A 17,848-nucleotide genomic window follows, 5' to 3' on the forward strand; every position below is an offset into this window, starting at 1 on the left:
CATCGCTCCTTAAGCCTGCACCAGCGGGCCGGGGTTTTTCAGGTATTGCTCGCGGATCGCTTTCGCCGACCAGTAGGTCAGCGCCGCCACCAGTCCGGTCGGGTTGTAGCCCAGGCCCTGCGGGAACGCCGAGGCGCCCGGGACGAATACGTTGTGCACGTCCCAGCTCTGTAAATAGCGGTTCAGCGCGCTGGTCTTCGGATCGGTACCCATGATTGCGCCACCGTTGAGGTGGGTGGTCTGGTACGAGGCGGTGTTGAAGTGGTCGCCGACCTGCTTGCCGATCACCGCAATGGCTTTCGGGCCCATGGCTTGGGCGATCTTGCCCATCTTCTCGACCATGAAGCGGTTCATCTTGATGTCGTTTTCCTGCCAGTCGAAGGTCATGCGCAGCAGCGGCAGGCCGTAGGCATCGCGGTACACCGGATCGAGATCGAGGTAGTTGCCACGGTAGGACTGATGCGCGCCGTGGGCGTCCATCGACACCTGGTGGGTGTAGTAATCGGCGGTGGCGCGTTTCCACGCGCTGCCCCAGGCCGGCGTGCCCGGCGGGTTCGAGGTGCCGGCAATCGGTCGACTGCCAGCCTGGTTGACCCACATCGGCGAGCCACCGACAAAGCCGTGCGGGCCGTGGTCGAAGTTGTCGGCGTTGAAATCGTCCACCGCCACGCCGTTGCCGCCAGCGCCGATGAAGTTGTTGGTGTGGGTGTCCTTGTCGAAAAAGGCTTTGATGGTGGCCATGTTCTGGTAGGCGAAGTTACGCCCGACCACGCCTTCGCCGCTGATCGGGTCGTAGGGTTTGCCGATCCCGGACAGCAGCATCAGACGCACGTTGTGCAACTGGAAGGCGCCGAGGATCACCAGATCCGCCGGCTGCTCGATCTCGCGGCCCTGGCCGTCGATGTAGGTGACGCCGGTCGCTTTGGACTTGCTGCTGTCGAGGTTGACCCGCAGCACATGGGAGTTGGGCCGCAGCTCGAAATTCGGCAGGGGCTTGAGCGCCGGCAGAATGTTCACGTTCGGCGAGGCTTTGGAATACATGTAGCAGACGTAGCCGCTGCAGAAACCGCAGAAATTGCACGGCCCCATCTGTGCGCCGTAGGGATTGGTGTACGGCCCAGAGGTATTTGCCGAAGGCAGGTTGTAAGGTTTGTAACCCACCTCTGTAGCCGCTTTACCAAACAGCTGTGCGGATACGGTGTTCTTCTGCGCTTCAAGCGGGAACGGGTTGGAACGGTCCGGCGCGTAGGGGTTGCCGCCCTTGCCCTGACCGACCAGTTGGCCCTTCACCGTCCAGGCCTGGCCGGAGGTGCCGAAGACTTTTTCCGCGAAGTCGAAAAACGGTTCCAGCTCTTCATAGCTGACGCCGAAATCCTGAATGGTCATGTCTTTGGGGATGAAGCTTTTGCCGTAGCGTTCTTCATAGTGGCTGCGCATGCGCAACTCGATCGGGTCGACGCGAAAGTGCACGCCAGACCAGTGCAGACCGGCGCCGCCGACGCCGTTACCCGGCAAAAACGCGCCCAACTGGCGGTTGGGCAGGGCGATGTCGTTGACGCTGTGGCGAATGGTCACCGTCTCTTTGGAGATGTCCTGAAAGAGTTTCTTGCGCACGCTGTAGGTGAGTTCGTCGATCACCTGCGGATAGTTGCCGTCGGGGTAAGTGTCCTGCATCGGCCCGCGCTCCAGCGCCAGCACGTTGAGGCCCGCCTCGGTGAGTTCCTTGGCCATGATCGCCCCGGTCCAGCCGAAACCGACGATGACTGCATCAACCTTCTTCAATACCGTTGCCATGCTTACGCCCTCTCGCCGCGAATCGACACTGCCGGGAAGGGGTATTGCTCGTTGCGTTCCACCCAATCCATGAAATCGGCGCGGGCGCCGGGGAAACCGATCATGGTCCAGCCGACCATGCCTTTATTGCCACCGTGGATCGGGTCGCAGAAGAAACCTTCCTTGGTGTTTTGCAGCAGCAGATTGAAGAAGATCTTCGCCGGCACCGCATCGAACTGCGGCTTGCCGGCTTCGAGTTGCTTGAGCAAATCGTCTCGGGTAGCGCTGTCTTGCTCGGCAAATGTTTTACCGCTGAGACCTTTTACCCACTGATCCGTGGCGGCGATGCCGAGGCGATAGATGTCTTTGGGTACCAGTTTGCTCTGCCAGCCCATCTCCGGCGCAGCGTCGGCATTGAATGGGCCTTGCATGTACCACAGGGCACCGGCGGCGTACGGCGTGTTCATCTGGCGGTCGATGTATTCCGGCACGCCGGCTTCAAGCGCGCCCGGGCCCTGCGCATCGCTGGGGATCAACTGGGCGACGGCGGCATTGATGAATGCCCATTCTTCAGCGGTGAAAAAGCTCGGCTGATAGTCACCAGCGACAGAGGCCGGTTTTGCTGCGGCCGGCGCCGGTGTGCTTTCAGGTGCGGCTTGCAGCACGCTGCTGCCCAGGCCGGTACCGGCAAGCGTGACCACCGGAATCAGGGTCAGGGATTTGCGCAAGAACTCACGCCGCGGGTTGTCTCGATCTTGATCAGACATGGGGGGCACCTCATCAGGCATAGAAGTCAGCCGCTTCTGCGAGCAGCTCGAGGAATTTGCGTCGCGATGACAAGGGTCTGTCCCGAAAAAGGGCGCCACGTCTGCAACATCATGTGACAAATGGTAGCAGGCTAAGCATCAAGAAAAACCGTTTTCCTGGAAAAAAGCCCGGCGAAGCGACGATTCACGTTTCTTTGACGACCGGCTCACGGCGTATTGACCGCTCAAAAGCGAAGCTGCAATTCCTCCCATGAAGATTGCCGAAACGGTCAGCCCAGCATGTCTCGAGTGCGCTTTTTCCCCGCGTTATGTTTTTCGCTTGTTGCCCTGTTGCATGGCATTGCCGCCCGGGCGGCCGACGCCACGGCATCTCGCCCGGCCGAGTGGGCACAGCCGGTTGAGGCGCAGTTCAACCTGTTCCGCATGTCACCGACGCTGTATCGCAGCGCCTTGCCCGACCGTAGCGCGGTGCCGCTGTTGAACGATCTGCATGTCGTCACCGTAATCAACTTCCTGCCTGACGCTGATAGCGACTGGCTCTCCGCGCCGGGCATCAAGCAGGTGCAACTGCCGTATCGCACCAACCACGTCGACGACAGCGATGTGCTCAAGGCTCTGCGCGCGATTCAGTCCGCCGAAGCCGACGGCCCGGTGCTCATGCACTGCAAGCACGGTTCTGACCGCACCGGTCTGATGGCGGCGATGTACCGCGTGGTGGTGCAGGGCTGGAGCAAAGAGCAGGCGCTCAAGGAAATGACCGAGGGCGGTTTTGGTGACAGTCAGCATTTCCACGACAGCGTGCGCTACGTGATGCAGGCCGATGTCGATCGGTTGCACGAAGCCTTGATCAATGGCGAATGCAGCACCAGTGCATTCGCCATGTGTTCGATGAAGAGCTGGTTCGACTCGGCGCACGTCCAGCGTTGATCAGCTCAATCGGCTGGCGCAGGAAACAGCGCGCTGTCGATCGGTTTACCCAAGAACGCTTGCAGCGCGGCGGGGAGTGACTGTCTGTCTCCCGACAGCAGGTGTTTGCGCAGGTCCCGGCCCGTCTGTTCATTGAACAGACCTTCACGTTCGAAGCGTTTGAATGCCTCGCTCGCCAGTACACCCGACCATTTGTAGGCGTATAGCGAAGCCTCGTAACCGGTGACCAGATAATCGCAGCTGTTGGCGAAGCGGCAGTAGGCTGGAATATGCAGGCCCGGGAATGCGCTTTGCACATCCGCCATCACTTGTTGAACAGTGCGACCGTCGCCGTGACTGCGATGCAGTTCGAAGTCGAACAGCGCGCTCAGCAACAGCATTGCCGTCTCTCGGCTGCGCTGGATCTCGGTGGTGGAAAACGCGGCGTCGGCCTGCGTTTGCGACAGGCGCTCACCGCTCTGATGATGCGTACCCAGCCAGCGCAGGAATTGCCCGGATAGCGCCCATTTCTCGAACAGCTGCCCGACAAACTCGGCAGCGTCGCGGCTCAGTTGCGAAATGCCGGACAGGTTGTAGTGCGGCGAACGTGTCAGCACGTGATGCAGACAATGGCCGAATTCGTGCAGCAGCACGCGCAGATCCTGATGTGCCAGCAGATTCAGCCCGTCGGCGGCGGCCGTGTAATTGCATTGAAGCGAGGCTATCGGCAGTGATGGCCGGCCTTCCGCATTGATCCGTCGGTTGCGCAGTACACCTGTCCAGGCGTAGTCGGCGCCAGCGGCGCGGTGGAACGGGTCGATGTAGATGAAGCCGACCGCTTGCTCATGCTCGCTGACTTCGAACAGGCGCACTTCTTCGTTGAAAGTCTCCAGGCGAATATTTTCGCTGATCCTGATGCCGAACATGTGCTCACTGAAGCGGCACAGGCTCTGCAGTATGGCGTCCAGCGGAAAAAACAGGCGCAGGTCCTGCACCTCGCCGCCCAACTGTTTCAGGCGCAATTGCTCGGCGAGGAAGTCGTGATCCCACGCTTCTATCTGATCAATACCGTACTGGCGTGCAGAGGCTTGCAGGTCATCGGTTTCGCGCGCAAGCGCCGCTGCATTGAGGGCGATCTGCTGCTGCAGAAAACGGCGGACCTGGTCAGTATCCACGGCCATGCGATCGAGCAGTCGCAGCTGAGCGAAGTTGTCGAAACCCAACAGCCGGGCTTTGGCATGACGCGCCGCCAGCAGCTTGTGCAGCACCGGTCCGTTGTCGAAGCGGCCGGCGTATGGCCCCTGATCCGAAGCGCGGGTGCACCAGGCTTTGAAACACTCTTCACGTAAACCGCGGTGCCGCGCCCGCTTCATGACCTGATCGTAAGTGTTCTGATCGAGTGTCAGCCGCCACCCGGGCAGGCCGGCCTTGTTGGCATTGGCGGCCAGATGCGCCTGCGTTTCGGCCGGCAGTCCTGCCAACAGCGCTGCATCGTCGATGTCCTTGCTCCATGCCGCGTTGACCGATTTGAGGTTGCTCATGAAGCGCTTTTCCAGCAAATCGATTTCGCCGTTCAATCGCGCCAGATCCTTGCGCTGCGCACTCGACAATTCGCTGCCGGCCAAGTGAAACCTGCGCAGGATTTTCGCCAGCGAGGCTTTGCGTGCATCACTGAAGCTGGCGGCTATGGAGCTCAGTGCCAATCGTTGATAAACCTGGAGCAACTGTCGATTGCCGGCCTTCGCAGCTTTGTAATGCTGTGCAGCGTGAGTGCTGAGCGCTTCCTGCGCCAACCACTCGGGATCATCGGCATGCCTGACCGAGAGGAATTCGATAATCGCCATGGTTTCATTCAGGCGTGCATCGGCTTCATCGATGGCAATGACCACGTCGTCCCAGTTGGGATGATCGACCTGAGTGGCGATGACGTTTTCGATGATCAGCAGGTTGTCGGCAACGATGCGCTCGACTGCCGGCAGCAGATGTTCGGCGCGTATCGCCGACCAGGGCGGCAACTGCCATTGTTGCAGGAGTGGGTTGGTGTCAGGCATGGCGTCTTCCGTGAGAGAGGGCTGGATTGACCAGCCTAATCACGAAGCGCGGGGGTGAGGTGGTAGATAGTTACCGCCACCTGACGACGATCATCGGCAGGTGGCGGTAGTTGTCACTGTTGCTCGTCGGGCTTTTTCTTCAACTTGGGGTTGGGGAAGAACTGCACGGCCTGGACCTTTTTGTCGGCGGCAGGCTTCAGCGCACTGGTATTGACCCGCGTGCCCAGTTCTTTGGGCACCGACAGGCCCTGCTCGTTGAGGGTGTCGGAGTATCCGCAAGCCACGCATTCGCGGTGCGGCACGCCGTCTTCGTTCCACATCATCAACTTGTCCGGCTCGCTGCACGCCGGGCAGACCGCACCGGCGATAAAGCGCTTCTTGGTGATCACAGGGCCGTCGCTCATGCTGCCGCGTCCTCACTCAGGCCGCTGTGGCGCAGCAGCGCATCGATCGATGGCTCACGGCCACGGAAGTCGACGAACAGCACCATCGGTGCCTGCGAGCCACCGCGCGCCAGAATCGCCTCGCGGAACGCCCGACCGGTTTCAGCGTTGAGCACGCCGTCTTCCTCGAATTTCGAGAAGGCGTCGGCGGACAGCACTTCAGCCCACTTGTAGCTGTAGTAACCCGCCGCGTAACCACCAGCGAAAATGTGCGCAAAGCTGTTGGGGAAGCGGTTGTAAGCCGGCGGGCGCATGACCGACACCTCGTCACGCACGCCCTCCAGCACTTGCGCCACGCTGCGGCCATCGCCGTGGGTGGCATGCAGTTCGAAGTCGAACAGCGAAAACTCCAGCTGACGCACCATCATCAGCCCGGACTGGAAGTTCTTCGCCGCGAGCATTTTTTCCAGCAGGTCCTGTGGCAGTGGCTCGCCGGTCTCGTAGTGGCCGGAAATCAGCGCCAGGCCTTCCGGCTCCCAGCACCAGTTTTCCATGAACTGGCTCGGCAGCTCGACCGCGTCCCAGGCCACGCCATTGATGCCGGATACGCCAGCGTGTTCGACTCGGGTCAGCAGGTGATGCAGGCCGTGGCCGAACTCGTGGAACAGGGTGGTCACTTCATCATGGGTCAGCAGCGCAGGCTTGCCGCTGTCGGCCGGGGTGAAGTTGCACACCAGATTGGCGACTGGGCTTTGCAGCACACCGTCGATGGTGCGACGACGGTCGCGGGCGCCGTCCATCCATGCGCCGCCACGCTTGTTGGCGCGGGCATACAAGTCGAAGAAGAAGCGGCCGACGTGCTGACCGTTTTCCTTGATCTCGAACAGGCGGACGTCCGGGTGCCAAGTGTCGAAGCCTTTCTGCTCGGCGATCTCGATGCCGTACAGACGCTGGACGATGGCGAACAGGCCGCTGAGGACTTTGTCGATCGGGAAGTAGGCTCGCAGGGTTTCCTGAGCGACGCTGTAACGCTGCTCGCGAAGTTTTTCACCGTAGAAACCGCTGTCCCAGCTTTGCAGATCGGCGCAGCCCTGTTCGGCGGCGTACGCGCGCAGCTGTTGCAGATCCTGAGCGGCGAACGGCTTGCTGCGCTGCGCCAGATCGCGCAGGAAGCTCAGCACCTGATCGCTGGATTCGGCCATTTTCGTCGCCAGGCTCAGCTCGGCGAAACTGGCGAAACCCAGCAGTCGGGCCAGTTCCTGACGCAGGTCGAGGATCTCTTCCATCACCGGGCCGTTGTCGTTCTGCCCGGCATTCGGGCCTTGGTCCGAGGCGCGGGTGCAGTAGGCGGCGTAGACTTCTTCGCGCAGCGCACGGTCTTGCGCGTAGGTCATCACCGCGTAGTAGCTGGGGAATTCCAGGGTGATCAGCCAGCCATCCAGACCTTTGGCCTGGGCGGCGGCAGCCATCTGCGCCTTGGCCGAATCGGTCAGGCCGGCGAGGGCGGCTTCGTCGGTGATGTGCTTGGTCCACGCCTGGGTGGCGTCGAGTAGTTGGTTGGAGAAGCGGCTGCCGAGCTCGGACAGTTTGCTCTGCACTTCGGCGTAACGTTTCTGCTCGGCTTCCGGCAGATCAATACCCGACAGACGGAAATCGCGCAGGGCGTGTTCCAGAATGGTTTTTTGCGCGACGTCGAAACTGGCAGCTTCCGGACTGTTGGCCAACGCTTCATACGCCTGGAACAGTTCGCGGTTCTGGCCCATCTCGGTGGAGTAGGCGCTCAGGGCCGGCAGGCACGACTCGTAGGCTTCACGCAGTTCGGCGCTGTTGCACACGGCGTTAAGATGGCTGACCGGGCTCCACGCCGCACCGAGGCGATCGTTGAGTTCGTCCATCGCCAGCACCAGACCGGCCCAGGTCGGGTTCTTGCCCTGGGTCTTGAGAATTTCGGCGATGGCGGCGCGGTTGTCCGCGAGGATGGTTTCGATGGCGGGCAGGACGTGTTCGGCACGGATCGTGGAGAACGGCGGCAGGTCATAGGACTGCAAAAGAGGGTTGTTCACGCTCACGGTTGGCACCTTGGCTGGAAGAAACATGCGCCCATCTTAATTACAATCGACACTCACCGCAGCTATCGGCGACAGAGAGAGAACTAATCGTGTCCCTTCGCAAATACCAGAATCACACCCCCCGCCTGAGCAACGGCGCATTCGTCGACGGTTCGGCGGTGGTGATCGGCGACGTCGAAATTGGCGCAGACAGCTCGGTCTGGCCGCTGACGGTGATCCGTGGCGACATGCACCGCATCCGCATCGGTGCGCGCACTAGCGTGCAGGATGGCTGCGTGCTGCACATCACCCACGCCGGCCCATTCAACCCGGACGGTTTTCCATTGCTGATCGGCGATGACGTGACCATCGCCCACAAGGTCATGCTGCACGGCTGCACCGTTGGCAGCCGCGTATTGATCGGCATGGGCAGCATCGTCATGGACGGCGCCGTGGTGGAAGACGATGTGATCATCGGCGCCGGCAGCCTGGTGCCGCCGGGCAAGCGCCTGCAGAGCGGCTTCCTGTATGTCGGCAGCCCGGTCAAGCAAGTGCGCCCGCTGACCGATAAGGAAAACGCCTTCTTTACGTACAGCGCGGCGAACTACGTCAAGCTCAAGGACCTGCATCTGGCCGAAGGCTACGACCAGCTCTGAATTGCCCTACACCAGCTCAGGAACTCTCATGCATTACCAGACCGTACTGTTCGACCTCGATGGCACCCTGACCGACCCGCGTGAGGGCATCACCCGCTCAATTCAATTTGCCTTGGCCAATCTCGGCATCGACGAACCGGACCTGAGCAAACTGGAACACTTCATCGGCCCGCCGCTGCTGCAAGCGTTCATGCAGTTCTACGACTTCGACGAGGCCAGGGCCTGGGAAGCGGTGAATTTCTATCGCGAGCGCTTCAAGGTCACCGGGCTCTACGAGAATCGGGTGTTCGACGGGGTCACGCCGTTGCTGGAAACCTTGAGCGGGCAGGGGCGGCAGTTGTACATCGCCACCTCCAAACCGTGGGTGTTCGCCCGCGAGATCGCCCGGCACTTCGACTTCGCCCGCCACTTCAAGGTGATCTACGGCAGCGAGCTGGACGGCACGCGGACCAACAAGGTTGAGTTGATTGCGCACTTGCTTGAGGAAGAACGCCTGGACCCGGCGCAGACCCTGATGATCGGCGATCGCAAGCACGACCTGATCGGCGCGCGCAGCAATGGCCTGGATGCGGCGGCGGTGGGCTATGGGTTTGGCAGCTTCGAGGAATTGAACGCCGAATCGCCGGCTTATCACTTTGAAACTTTGAATGCGTTGCATCAGGCTTTTTTGCAGCGCTGAGCAGATGGCTATCGCTGGCAAGCCAGCTCCCACAGGTTAGCGATTCTTCAGGCTCACCGCTGTCCCTGTGGGAGCTGGCTTGCCAGCGATGAGGCCCGTTCAGCCGCTGGTGGACTCAGGAACTGCCAAGGCCCTCAAAGCCGCCTTACGTTCATCAACCGGCAATCGCCCCAACCGCTCAACCTCGGCATAAAACCTCAGCCAATCCCCATCCATTTGCCTGAACAGCGCCGCAAACGCCGGCACCCACTGGTCATACAACCCGAACGGCAACAATCGCGCGTTGTTCAGTGGCGCATTGACCCAAGCGTCATAACGTTTGTCCCCGGCCCACTGACTGTCGCGCATGACCCGATACTCCCGGCGCAAGTGCTCGAATTCAGCTGCTTTGCGCTCACGCATCTGCTCAACCGACAGCGGCTGCGCATAGAGCTTCTCCAGTCTTGAACGCGTGTCGAGTACCAGTTCGATGAACTGGTCACGCTGCTTGAGCCTGGAATCCGACTCTGCCGGTAGCCCGCGAAACGTGCGCCATTGCCGCGTGCCTTCCTGCTCGACGAAGGTGGCGAAAGACTCGTTGAATTCAGTGTCGTCCTTCACATAGAACTTCTGGTGCGCCAGTTCATGAAAGATCAACGTGGCCAGCCGTTCGTCGCCCCAGCCCATCATCGAATTGAGGATCGGGTCATCGAACCAGCCAAGCGTCGAGTACGCCTCGACCCCGCCGATCGACACGTCCATGCCCTGCAAACGTTGAATCGCCGCCTCGCCACGGGCCGCGCTCTGGCTGTAGTAGCCGCGATAGGCCACGCAGCCGGCAATCGGAAAGCAGTGATTCTGCGGCGTCAGGGAAAACTCTGCGGTGGCGAACACGTTCCACACCACGTACGGGCGACCGATGTCGGCGTACAGACGATAGCTCTGGTTGTCCGGCAAGTGCAGATGCTCGCTGGCGAACGTGCGGGCCTTTTGTGATTGAGCCAGATGCGCGCGCAATTTGGCATCGCGGCTGGGGTCGGCAATGACTTTTTCGACCGGCTCCCGTGCGCGCAGCAATTGCAGTTGGCCGCTGGCCAACTGGCTGTAATAGCTGACGCTGGTGCAACCGTTGAGCAACAAAAACAACACACCCGGAAACAAAATCGGAAAAACGCGATCAAGTAACCCAAGGCTGGAAAACGGCCTGATCAAAATAAGAAATTCCCCGGAAAGTCTGCCCCAAGACTATCCCGCCTCAAGGAGCACCGCTATGCGCATGTTGATGCTGACAGGAGGCCTGCTGATGCTGGCCGGTTGTGCCGGTTTCGGAATGCCCGACCCCGACCCTTCGCAAGCCTGGATCGATCTTGACGCTCGCCAACACGACACGGCGCTGCAAGCCGTACAAGTCGACGCCACACAGGCTGTCGACAAACGTTATTTCGAAGTGCAGCCCGGCAGCCATGAGCTGAAGGTGCGCTACCAATTCCCGGTCGAGGCCACCAACATCGGCCCGAATGCCGAACCGCTGTGGCGCGATTGCCAGATGAGCGTGAAATTCAAGGATTTCAACGCCGGCCAGCGCTATCAGTTGCAGGCGGGCAGTATCGGCTTCCGGCCTTGGGCCAGGCTTTATGACGAACAGCGCAAGGTTGTCGGCCAGGGCACACCGGCGGGCTGTCAGAGCAGTTGATCGGCGCTATGCTGCAAATCCCGTCAAAGGATATCGATCATGCGCAAGTTGACGACATTGCTGGCCGCCAGTGTGCTCGCCGGTTGTCAGAGCCCGTTGCCAGCGGCCGATCCAGACAAAGCCTGGGTCGACTTCGCCATGCCTACCCCCGGCGGCAAGGTGCTGATGGCCGAGCGCCTGGATAAACAGCGCTTGCGCGACGGACGGTTTTTTCAGGTGACGCCCGGTAGTCATGAGCTCACCGTGCGCTTTGACTTCGAAGTATTCGGGGGTGGTCAGGGCATGGATACCGATCCGCAAGAGCGGCTGTGTTACATGACGGTGCCCTATGAACACTTCGAGGCCGGGCAGCGTTACCGCCTTGAGGCCCGATCGCTGGCCTTCACGCCAAGTGCACGCTTGATCAATCGTCAGGGGCAGATCGTTGCCAACGAGCGGCAGATCAATTGCGTGCCGTGATAGGCAATCAGCTATCGTTTCTCTGATAGATAATCCGCTTGGTGCCGTTCTCGCAAGAACCGACGATCATGGCCGAGTCGTGCTGCTTCGCCTCTTCTGCCGTGATGATTTCAAGGGTGTACGTTGGGATCGCCTTCGCCTGGATCTTGATCTCGATCTCCTTTCTAAGCTCCTCGCATTTTTTGGGGGCTGCGATAGCGGACGTGGCCAGTGCACTGCAAAGAATCGCCAAGCCAATACGTTTCATCGATGAAGCTCCTTGAGGCAGCGCGCACGGGTGTGCGCTGAAGCTGCTGTCGATTATTCGACCACATTTCTGCTGAGCGGGTTCTGACTTTGCTCACACCTTGTACTGATTGCCGGTTGCTGAGTTGAATCCGAGGCCGCCTTCGCGAGCAGGCTCGCTCACACACTGGATCTGCGACGTGCACAAATCCCCCGTGGGAGCGAGCCCTGCTCGCGAAGGCGTCAGCCCGGCAAACGCCGAATCAGCTGACGAGCGAAGCCTCGAGGGTGATCTTCGCATTCAGCACCTTGGAAACCGGGCACCCTTCCTTGGCCTTGTTGCTCAACTCCTCAAACTGTTGCTGAGTTGCGCCCGGGATCTTCGCCTTGAGAATCAGTTTCACCGCAGTGATCGCGAAGCCGCCGTCAACCTGATCGAGGGTGACTTCGGCGTTGGTGTCGATGCTGTCTGCCTTCAGGCCGGCATCGCCGAGAATCATCGAAAACGCCATGGAGAAGCAGCCGGCGTGGGCCGCGCCGATCAGTTCTTCCGGGTTGGTGCCTTTGCCGCCTTCGAAGCGCGCCTTGAAGCCGTACGGCGCTTCGCGCAGCACGCCGGTTTCGGTGGAGATCGAGCCGAGACCGGTTTTCAGATCGCCTTCCCAATGCGCCGATGCCTTTTTCACGATAGCCATGTCTGCCTCCTCAAATATGGCGCGGAACGCCGCGCCGTCGCCGTTTTTTACTAGCAAGGCTTCTGAGGATAGACGGCGGAACAAAGTTCAGCCTGGCTGAATCGTTGACTTTTTTAGTAGGAAATTTTGTCGCTGCTATTGAATCTCGGGTATATGCCCTCATTCCATAAAACACGCTTATGGATTTGGCAGGTTTTCGTTCGCAAGAAAAACCTGCCTCCCCACCCGGAGATGCAGGTTCATGAAAAAACTGTCCGACGTTAAATTTTCCACTCTCGACCTGGTGCCGGTGCGCGAAAACGGCAGCGCGGCGCAATCGCTGCGCAACTCGCTGGACCTGGCGCAGCATGCCGAGAAATTCGGCTACACGCGCTTCTGGGTCGCCGAACACCACAACATGGACGGCATCGCCAGTTCGGCCACTTCGGTGTTGCTCGGCTATCTGGCCGGAGGCACGTCGACGATCCGCGTCGGTTCCGGCGGGGTGATGCTGCCCAACCATGCGCCGCTGGTGATTGCCGAGCAGTTCGGCACCCTCGAGAGCCTGTACCCGGGACGCATCGACCTGGGTCTGGGCCGCGCGCCCGGCTCTGACCAGATGACCGCCCGCGCCTTGCGCCGTGAGCGCTCGGGCAGCGCTGACGACTTCCCTGAAGACGTTGCCGAACTGATGCGCTACCTCGGCCCGCGCACCCCGGAGCAACGGGTGATCGCCATGCCCGGCACCGGCACCAACGTGCCGGTCTGGCTGCTCGGCTCAAGCCTGTTCAGTGCGCAATTGGCGGGTGAGCGCGGCTTGCCTTACGCCTTCGCCTCGCACTTCGCGCCGCGCTTCATGCACGAGGCGATCCGCATCTACCGCAATCACTTCAAACCGTCGGCGGTGCTCGACAAGCCGTACGTAATGCTCGGCGTGCCGCTGGTGGCAGCGGATACCGATGAGCAAGCCGATTACCTGGCGACGTCGGTGTACCAGCGCATTCTTGCATTGATGCGTGGCCAGAGCCTGGTGCAGCGCCCACCGGTGAAAACCATGGACGGCCTGTGGCTGCCCCACGAACGTGAAGCGGTGGGCGATTTCCTCGGCCTCGCCATGGTCGGCGGCCCGCAGAAGATCCGCGCCAAGCTTGAGGTGCTGATCGAGCAGACCCAGGCGGACGAGCTGATTTTCACCAGCGATTTGTATGAGCATGCTGATCGCGTGCGCTCGTACGAGCTGCTGGCGCAGGTGATGAAGGGCTAAGATTCACCACACATACCTTGTGGGAGCGAGCTTGCTCGCGAAGACGGAGTGTCAGGCACTCGATATGTCGACTGACCCACCGGTTTCGCGAGCAAGCTCACTCCCACATCGGGCACATGGAGCCCACAAAAAAGCCGACGCATCCACGTCGGCTTTTGTATTTCAGGCGCAATCAACCGCGCTTGTAAACGATGTCCTTGCTGCCGCCTTCGCAACTGCCGACAACGTCACCATCAGCCGCCGCACCTTTGTCGACAACCTCCAGCGAATAACCGGAAACGCCTTTGGCGTCGAGCTTCGCGGCGATTTCGCTTTTCAGCTCTTCACATGGCTTGCCGGCTGCAAACGCACCACCCGCAAGGCTCAACAAACCTACTGCCAACATGAACTTCTTCATCGGTCGCACTCCCTGGTCGGATTGAAAGAGGCGGGCATCGAGTCATCCACCCGATGCGCTCACCTTGTAGCGCTTTGCCATTCCCTATGGCACTCGGCCAGCGCGCAAGTTCAGAAGACTAGCTCAAACTCAGCTGGCGGCAATCTTGAAGCCGACTTTCAGCGTGACCTGAAAGTGCGCTACCTGGCCATTTTCGATGTGGCCACGGGTTTCGGTCACTTCAAACCATTCCAGATTGCGCAAGGTCTTGTTCGCCTCGGCCAGCGCGTTATTGATGGCGTCTTCGATGCTGGTGGTGGACGAACCGACCAGCTCGACTTTCTTGTACGTGTGATGGTCACTCATGGCGATCTCCTTGGGTTGGAATGGCGTGTGAAATTGAGCCTAGCAGGCAATTGCACTGTTGATTTCGGCGCCTCTGCGCTGCCGAAGTTCAGAATTTCTGCACTTTCTCGAAGTGGTGAAGTCCCAACCAACACACGCCACTCATCACCAATGCAGGAGAGCCACCATGGCCAACACCTCTTTACGTAAAGCCTCGTTGCAAAGCATGGAAGCCGAGATCGAGAGTCTGCTCAAATCGTTGGAAAGCTTGAAAGACGATGCTTCGGACGAGTCGCGCAAGACCCTCAAGGCGCTGAAAAGCAATGCCGAAAGTGCACTGAAACATTCCCGTCATCTGCTCAGCGACGCGTACGAAGAAGTCAAAGTGAAAACCCGCGAGACCGGCATTGCCACTCGTGACTACGCGCAGGAACATCCATGGACCACAGCCGGCGTGGCTGTCGGTGCAATCGGTCTGCTCGCCGCCTACTTTTTGTTCAAGCGCGGTGAGTGATCAGTCTGGCGCAGCTCGTTCTTGAGCCACTGCGCCAGTTGCCGGGCGCGTCCGTCTGCGGCGCGCTTGGGTAGCCACAACGCCAGTTGCGCCGGGGTTTCGCAAAAGCCCCACGGCGCAACCAGGCGACCCGCCTTCAGATCTTCGATTACTAGCGGCTCCGGCGCGATTGCCACGCCGAGACCTGCAACAGCCGCCTCCAGCAAATAATACAAATGCTCAAAACCTTGCCCGAGCTTCAACGCCTTGGGATCGAGGTGGTTTTGCTGCGCCCAGCTGGGCCAGGCTTGTGGGCGAGAGGTGGTGTGCAGCACGGGCTCATCAAAAAGATCTGCGGCCACAGCGGTGTGCAGCTTCTGATAACCGCTATACAACGGGCTCATCACCGGGCCGATGCGTTCCGCCGCCAGTTCATAGACCTGCATATCGGCCGGCCACGGTGGCTCGGCGAACAGCAACAACGCATCAAGGCCCGGGCGCCGGGGATCGAGATCACCTTCACCGGCAGACAGGTGCAGACGCAGATCCGGCAAATCGGCATTCAGCCGCCCCAGACGCGGAATAAACCAGCGCGCCAGCAGGCTCCCCGAACAACCCAGCACGAACGGCGCATCCGCTGTGCTTTGCGTCAGTTCGGCGCAAACACTGCGCAAGCGATCGAACGCCTCCGCGCTGGCATCGCGCAGACGCGCTCCGGCATCTGTGAGTTTCAAGCCGCGTCCGTCCTTGACGAACAGGCTCACGCCGAGATGTTCTTCAAGCACCTTGAGCTGGCGGCTGACCGCGCCGTGGGTGACGTGCAGCTGTTCGGCAGCCTGACTCACACTGTTCAGACGAGCGGTGGCCTCGAAGGCGCGCAAGGCATTTAGCGGGGGAAGGTCATGGCTCATGGGATCTGTGAGTTTTCCTGACAGGTTTCGGCGATCTTATCGGTTTTCAGCCTGGAAAGTCAGGGGTAGAGTGGTCGTCATTGTCTTCTGACCGAATTCACCTGGAGCGACCCATGACCCAGACTTCGAACACCTCTGATCTGCGTAACGGCCCTGACGCCAACGGCCTGTTCGGTGCGTTCGGTGGCCGTTATGTAGCGGAAACCCTGATGCCGTTGATCCTCGACCTGGCTCGCGAATACGAAGCGGCCAAAGAAGATCCGGCATTCAAGGAAGAATTGGCCTACTTCCAGCGTGATTACGTCGGACGTCCGAGCCCGCTTTATTTCGCCGAACGCCTGACCGAGTTCTGCGGCGGCGCGAAGATCTACCTCAAGCGTGAAGAGCTGAACCACACTGGCGCACACAAGATCAACAACTGCATCGGCCAGATTCTGTTGGCGCGGCGCATGGGCAAGAAGCGCATCATCGCCGAAACCGGCGCCGGCATGCACGGCGTGGCCACGGCCACCGTTGCTGCGCGTTTCGGTCTCGATTGCGTGATTTACATGGGCACCACCGACATCGAACGTCAGCAGGCCAACGTCTTCCGCATGAAGCTGCTCGGCGCTGAAGTCATTCCGGTCGTGGCCGGCACCGGCACTCTCAAAGATGCGATGAACGAAGCCCTGCGTGACTGGGTGACCAACGTCGACAACACTTTCTATCTGATCGGCACTGTGGCCGGCCCACACCCTTATCCAGCAATGGTCCGCGACTTTCAGGCCGTCATCGGCAAGGAAACCCGCGATCAGCTGCAGGCTCAGGAAGGTCGTCTGCCGGACAGCCTGGTGGCGTGCATCGGTGGCGGTTCCAACGCCATGGGCCTGTTCCACCCGTTCCTCGATGACAAGAGCGTGGAGATCATCGGCGTCGAAGCCGCCGGTTACGGCATCGAAACCGGCAAGCACGCGGCCAGCCTGAACGGCGGGGTGCCGGGCGTGCTGCACGGTAACCGCACGTTCCTGCTGCAGGACGACGATGGCCAGATCATCGACGCCCACTCGATTTCCGCTGGCCTCGATTACCCGGGCATCGGCCCTGAACACGCCTGGTTGCACGACATCGGCCGCGTCCAGTACACCTCGGTGACCGACGACGAAGCCCTCGAAGCGTTCCACAAATGCTGCCGTCTGGAAGGGATCATTCCTGCCCTGGAAAGCGCCCACGCCCTGGCCGAAGTGTTCAAGCGCGCACCGAAGCTGCCGAAGGATCACCTGATGGTGGTCAACCTCTCGGGCCGTGGCGACAAGGACATGCAAACCGTGATGCACCATATGCAACAGTCGCAGCAGGAGAAACACTGATGAGCCGCCTGCAAACCCGCTTTGCCGACCTCAAGCAACAGAACCGCGCGGCGCTGGTGACCTTTGTCACTGCCGGTGATCCTGATTACGACACTTCGCTGGCGATCCTCAAAGGCCTGCCTGCCGCAGGTGCCGATGTGATCGAGCTGGGCATGCCGTTCACCGATCCGATGGCCGATGGCCCGGCAATCCAGTTGGCCAACATTCGCGCCCTGGGCGCCAAACAGAATCTGGCGAAAACCCTGCAAATGGTTCGCGAGTTCCGTGAGGGCAACAGCGACACGCCGCTGGTGTTGATGGGCTACTTCAACCCGATTCACAAATTCGGCGTCGAGCGTTTCATCGCCGAAGCCAAAGAGGCTGGCGTCGATGGCCTGATCGTGGTCGACATGCCACCAGAGCACAACGAAGAGCTGTGCGACCCGGCGCAGGCTGCTGGCCTGGACTTCATCCGCCTGACCACGCCGACCACCGACGATGTGCGTCTGCCGCGTGTGCTCAACGGCAGTTCCGGTTTCGTCTACTACGTGTCGGTGGCCGGTGTCACCGGTGCCGGTGCAGCGACTCTGGAACATGTGGAAGAGGCGGTTGCACGTCTGCGTCGGCATACCGACCTGCCGATCAGCATCGGTTTCGGCATCCGTACACCGGAGCAGGCTGCGGCCATCGCGCGTCTGGCTGACGGTGTGGTGGTGGGCTCGGCGCTGATTGATCACATCGCCAGTGCCGATACGCCTGAGCAGGCCATCGATGGTGTGTTGAGTCTGTGTTCGGCGCTGTCCCAAGGCGTGCGCAAAGCTCGCGTCTAAAGCCGCAGGGA

General features: G+C 60.5%; 20 protein-coding genes. 9 read left to right on the forward strand and 11 right to left on the reverse strand.

Annotation, left to right across the window (positions count from 1 at the left end; genetic code table 11):
• Positions 1 to 9: 9 nt before the first annotated feature.
• Together AAEZ10_RS07335 and AAEZ10_RS07340 are read right to left on the reverse strand one after the other, a co-directional pair.
• Positions 10 to 1,794, reverse strand: coding sequence for a GMC family oxidoreductase (locus tag AAEZ10_RS07335; RefSeq protein WP_071173972.1), 1,785 nt, complete (start codon positions 1,792 to 1,794; stop codon positions 10 to 12).
• A 2-nt stretch (positions 1,795 to 1,796) separates the two neighbouring features.
• A complete protein-coding gene (locus tag AAEZ10_RS07340) occupies positions 1,797 to 2,540 on the reverse strand; it encodes a gluconate 2-dehydrogenase subunit 3 family protein (RefSeq protein ID WP_282386180.1) in 744 nt (247 codons plus the stop codon).
• A 279-nt stretch (positions 2,541 to 2,819) separates the two neighbouring features.
• Here AAEZ10_RS07340 and AAEZ10_RS07345 point away from each other — a divergent pair, with 279 nt between their 5' ends.
• A complete protein-coding gene (locus tag AAEZ10_RS07345) occupies positions 2,820 to 3,467 on the forward strand; it encodes a phosphatase domain-containing protein (RefSeq protein WP_350568594.1) in 648 nt (215 codons plus the stop codon).
• Positions 3,468 to 3,472: 5 nt separating this feature from the next.
• Here the strand turns inward: AAEZ10_RS07345 and AAEZ10_RS07350 are convergent, their stop codons facing one another.
• The 3 genes from AAEZ10_RS07350 to prlC form a co-directional block, all read right to left on the reverse strand.
• Positions 3,473 to 5,497: a M3 family metallopeptidase gene (locus tag AAEZ10_RS07350; RefSeq protein ID WP_273528575.1), complete on the reverse strand. Its 2,025-nt coding sequence runs from the start codon at positions 5,495 to 5,497 to the stop codon at positions 3,473 to 3,475.
• A gap of 113 nt (positions 5,498 to 5,610) precedes the next feature.
• Positions 5,611 to 5,901, reverse strand: coding sequence for a YheV family putative zinc ribbon protein (locus AAEZ10_RS07355; protein WP_016772316.1), 291 nt, complete (start codon positions 5,899 to 5,901; stop codon positions 5,611 to 5,613).
• A complete protein-coding gene (prlC, locus tag AAEZ10_RS07360) occupies positions 5,898 to 7,949 on the reverse strand; it encodes an oligopeptidase A (protein ID WP_051600831.1) in 2,052 nt (683 codons plus the stop codon). The genes AAEZ10_RS07355 and prlC overlap by 4 nt, the downstream gene beginning before the upstream one ends.
• An 89-nt stretch (positions 7,950 to 8,038) precedes the next feature.
• On the opposite strand from prlC, the gene AAEZ10_RS07365 reads away from it, so the two are divergent.
• A complete protein-coding gene (locus tag AAEZ10_RS07365; RefSeq protein ID WP_016772314.1) occupies positions 8,039 to 8,584 on the forward strand; it encodes a gamma carbonic anhydrase family protein in 546 nt (181 codons plus the stop codon).
• A 28-nt stretch (positions 8,585 to 8,612) separates the two neighbouring features.
• Complete coding sequence (locus tag AAEZ10_RS07370; RefSeq protein WP_073470769.1) at positions 8,613 to 9,263, forward strand: HAD family hydrolase; 651 nt, start codon at positions 8,613 to 8,615, stop codon at positions 9,261 to 9,263.
• Between the two features lie 99 nt (positions 9,264 to 9,362).
• Here the strand turns inward: AAEZ10_RS07370 and AAEZ10_RS07375 are convergent, their stop codons facing one another.
• Positions 9,363 to 10,454, reverse strand: a complete 1,092-nt coding sequence (locus AAEZ10_RS07375; RefSeq protein WP_273528713.1) for an aminopeptidase — start codon at positions 10,452 to 10,454, stop codon at positions 9,363 to 9,365.
• A gap of 58 nt (positions 10,455 to 10,512) precedes the next feature.
• On the opposite strand from AAEZ10_RS07375, the gene AAEZ10_RS07380 reads away from it, so the two are divergent.
• Together AAEZ10_RS07380 and AAEZ10_RS07385 are read left to right on the forward strand one after the other, a co-directional pair.
• Complete coding sequence (locus tag AAEZ10_RS07380) at positions 10,513 to 10,935, forward strand: PA0061/PA0062 family lipoprotein (protein WP_273528714.1); 423 nt, start codon at positions 10,513 to 10,515, stop codon at positions 10,933 to 10,935.
• A gap of 39 nt (positions 10,936 to 10,974) precedes the next feature.
• A complete protein-coding gene (locus AAEZ10_RS07385) occupies positions 10,975 to 11,394 on the forward strand; it encodes a PA0061/PA0062 family lipoprotein (protein ID WP_016772310.1) in 420 nt (139 codons plus the stop codon).
• Positions 11,395 to 11,401: 7 nt separating this feature from the next.
• On the opposite strand, the gene AAEZ10_RS07390 is transcribed toward AAEZ10_RS07385, so the two are convergent.
• Both AAEZ10_RS07390 and AAEZ10_RS07395 read right to left on the reverse strand, forming a co-directional pair.
• Complete coding sequence (locus tag AAEZ10_RS07390) at positions 11,402 to 11,641, reverse strand: DUF1161 domain-containing protein (protein WP_071173978.1); 240 nt, start codon at positions 11,639 to 11,641, stop codon at positions 11,402 to 11,404.
• A 241-nt stretch (positions 11,642 to 11,882) separates the two neighbouring features.
• Positions 11,883 to 12,314: an OsmC family protein gene (locus tag AAEZ10_RS07395; RefSeq protein WP_016772308.1), complete on the reverse strand. Its 432-nt coding sequence runs from the start codon at positions 12,312 to 12,314 to the stop codon at positions 11,883 to 11,885.
• 241 nt (positions 12,315 to 12,555) lie between these two features.
• Between AAEZ10_RS07395 and AAEZ10_RS07400 the strand changes: the two genes are divergently transcribed.
• Entirely contained in the window at positions 12,556 to 13,557 is a 1,002-nt protein-coding gene (locus AAEZ10_RS07400) for an LLM class flavin-dependent oxidoreductase (protein ID WP_071173979.1), read from the forward strand.
• A gap of 172 nt (positions 13,558 to 13,729) precedes the next feature.
• On the opposite strand, the gene AAEZ10_RS07405 is transcribed toward AAEZ10_RS07400, so the two are convergent.
• A complete protein-coding gene (locus AAEZ10_RS07405) occupies positions 13,730 to 13,954 on the reverse strand; it encodes a DUF1161 domain-containing protein (RefSeq protein WP_071173980.1) in 225 nt (74 codons plus the stop codon).
• A gap of 129 nt (positions 13,955 to 14,083) precedes the next feature.
• Positions 14,084 to 14,299: a dodecin gene (locus tag AAEZ10_RS07410; protein ID WP_016772305.1), complete on the reverse strand. Its 216-nt coding sequence runs from the start codon at positions 14,297 to 14,299 to the stop codon at positions 14,084 to 14,086.
• Positions 14,300 to 14,465: 166 nt separating this feature from the next.
• On the opposite strand from AAEZ10_RS07410, the gene AAEZ10_RS07415 reads away from it, so the two are divergent.
• A complete protein-coding gene (locus AAEZ10_RS07415; RefSeq protein ID WP_039757078.1) occupies positions 14,466 to 14,792 on the forward strand; it encodes an ElaB/YgaM/YqjD family protein in 327 nt (108 codons plus the stop codon).
• On the opposite strand, the gene AAEZ10_RS07420 is transcribed toward AAEZ10_RS07415, so the two are convergent.
• The gene (locus AAEZ10_RS07420; protein ID WP_122748180.1) at positions 14,765 to 15,682 is read right to left on the reverse strand and encodes a LysR family transcriptional regulator; all 918 of its coding nucleotides are present in this window, start codon (positions 15,680 to 15,682) and stop codon (positions 14,765 to 14,767) included. The genes AAEZ10_RS07415 and AAEZ10_RS07420 overlap by 28 nt on opposite strands.
• 113 nt (positions 15,683 to 15,795) lie before the next feature.
• Between AAEZ10_RS07420 and trpB the strand changes: the two genes are divergently transcribed.
• Both trpB and trpA read left to right on the forward strand, forming a co-directional pair.
• The gene (trpB, locus tag AAEZ10_RS07425; RefSeq protein ID WP_016772302.1) at positions 15,796 to 17,028 is read left to right on the forward strand and encodes a tryptophan synthase subunit beta; all 1,233 of its coding nucleotides are present in this window, start codon (positions 15,796 to 15,798) and stop codon (positions 17,026 to 17,028) included.
• Positions 17,028 to 17,837, forward strand: coding sequence for a tryptophan synthase subunit alpha (trpA, locus tag AAEZ10_RS07430; RefSeq protein WP_071173982.1), 810 nt, complete (start codon positions 17,028 to 17,030; stop codon positions 17,835 to 17,837). The genes trpB and trpA overlap by 1 nt, the downstream gene beginning before the upstream one ends.
• The last annotated feature ends 11 nt before the right edge of the window (positions 17,838 to 17,848 follow it).

The organism is Pseudomonas sp. H26/SER47-MNA-CIBAN-0231 (assembly GCF_040310465.1).
GTDB classification, from domain to species: Bacteria; Pseudomonadota; Gammaproteobacteria; order Pseudomonadales; family Pseudomonadaceae; genus Aquipseudomonas; species Aquipseudomonas atacamensis.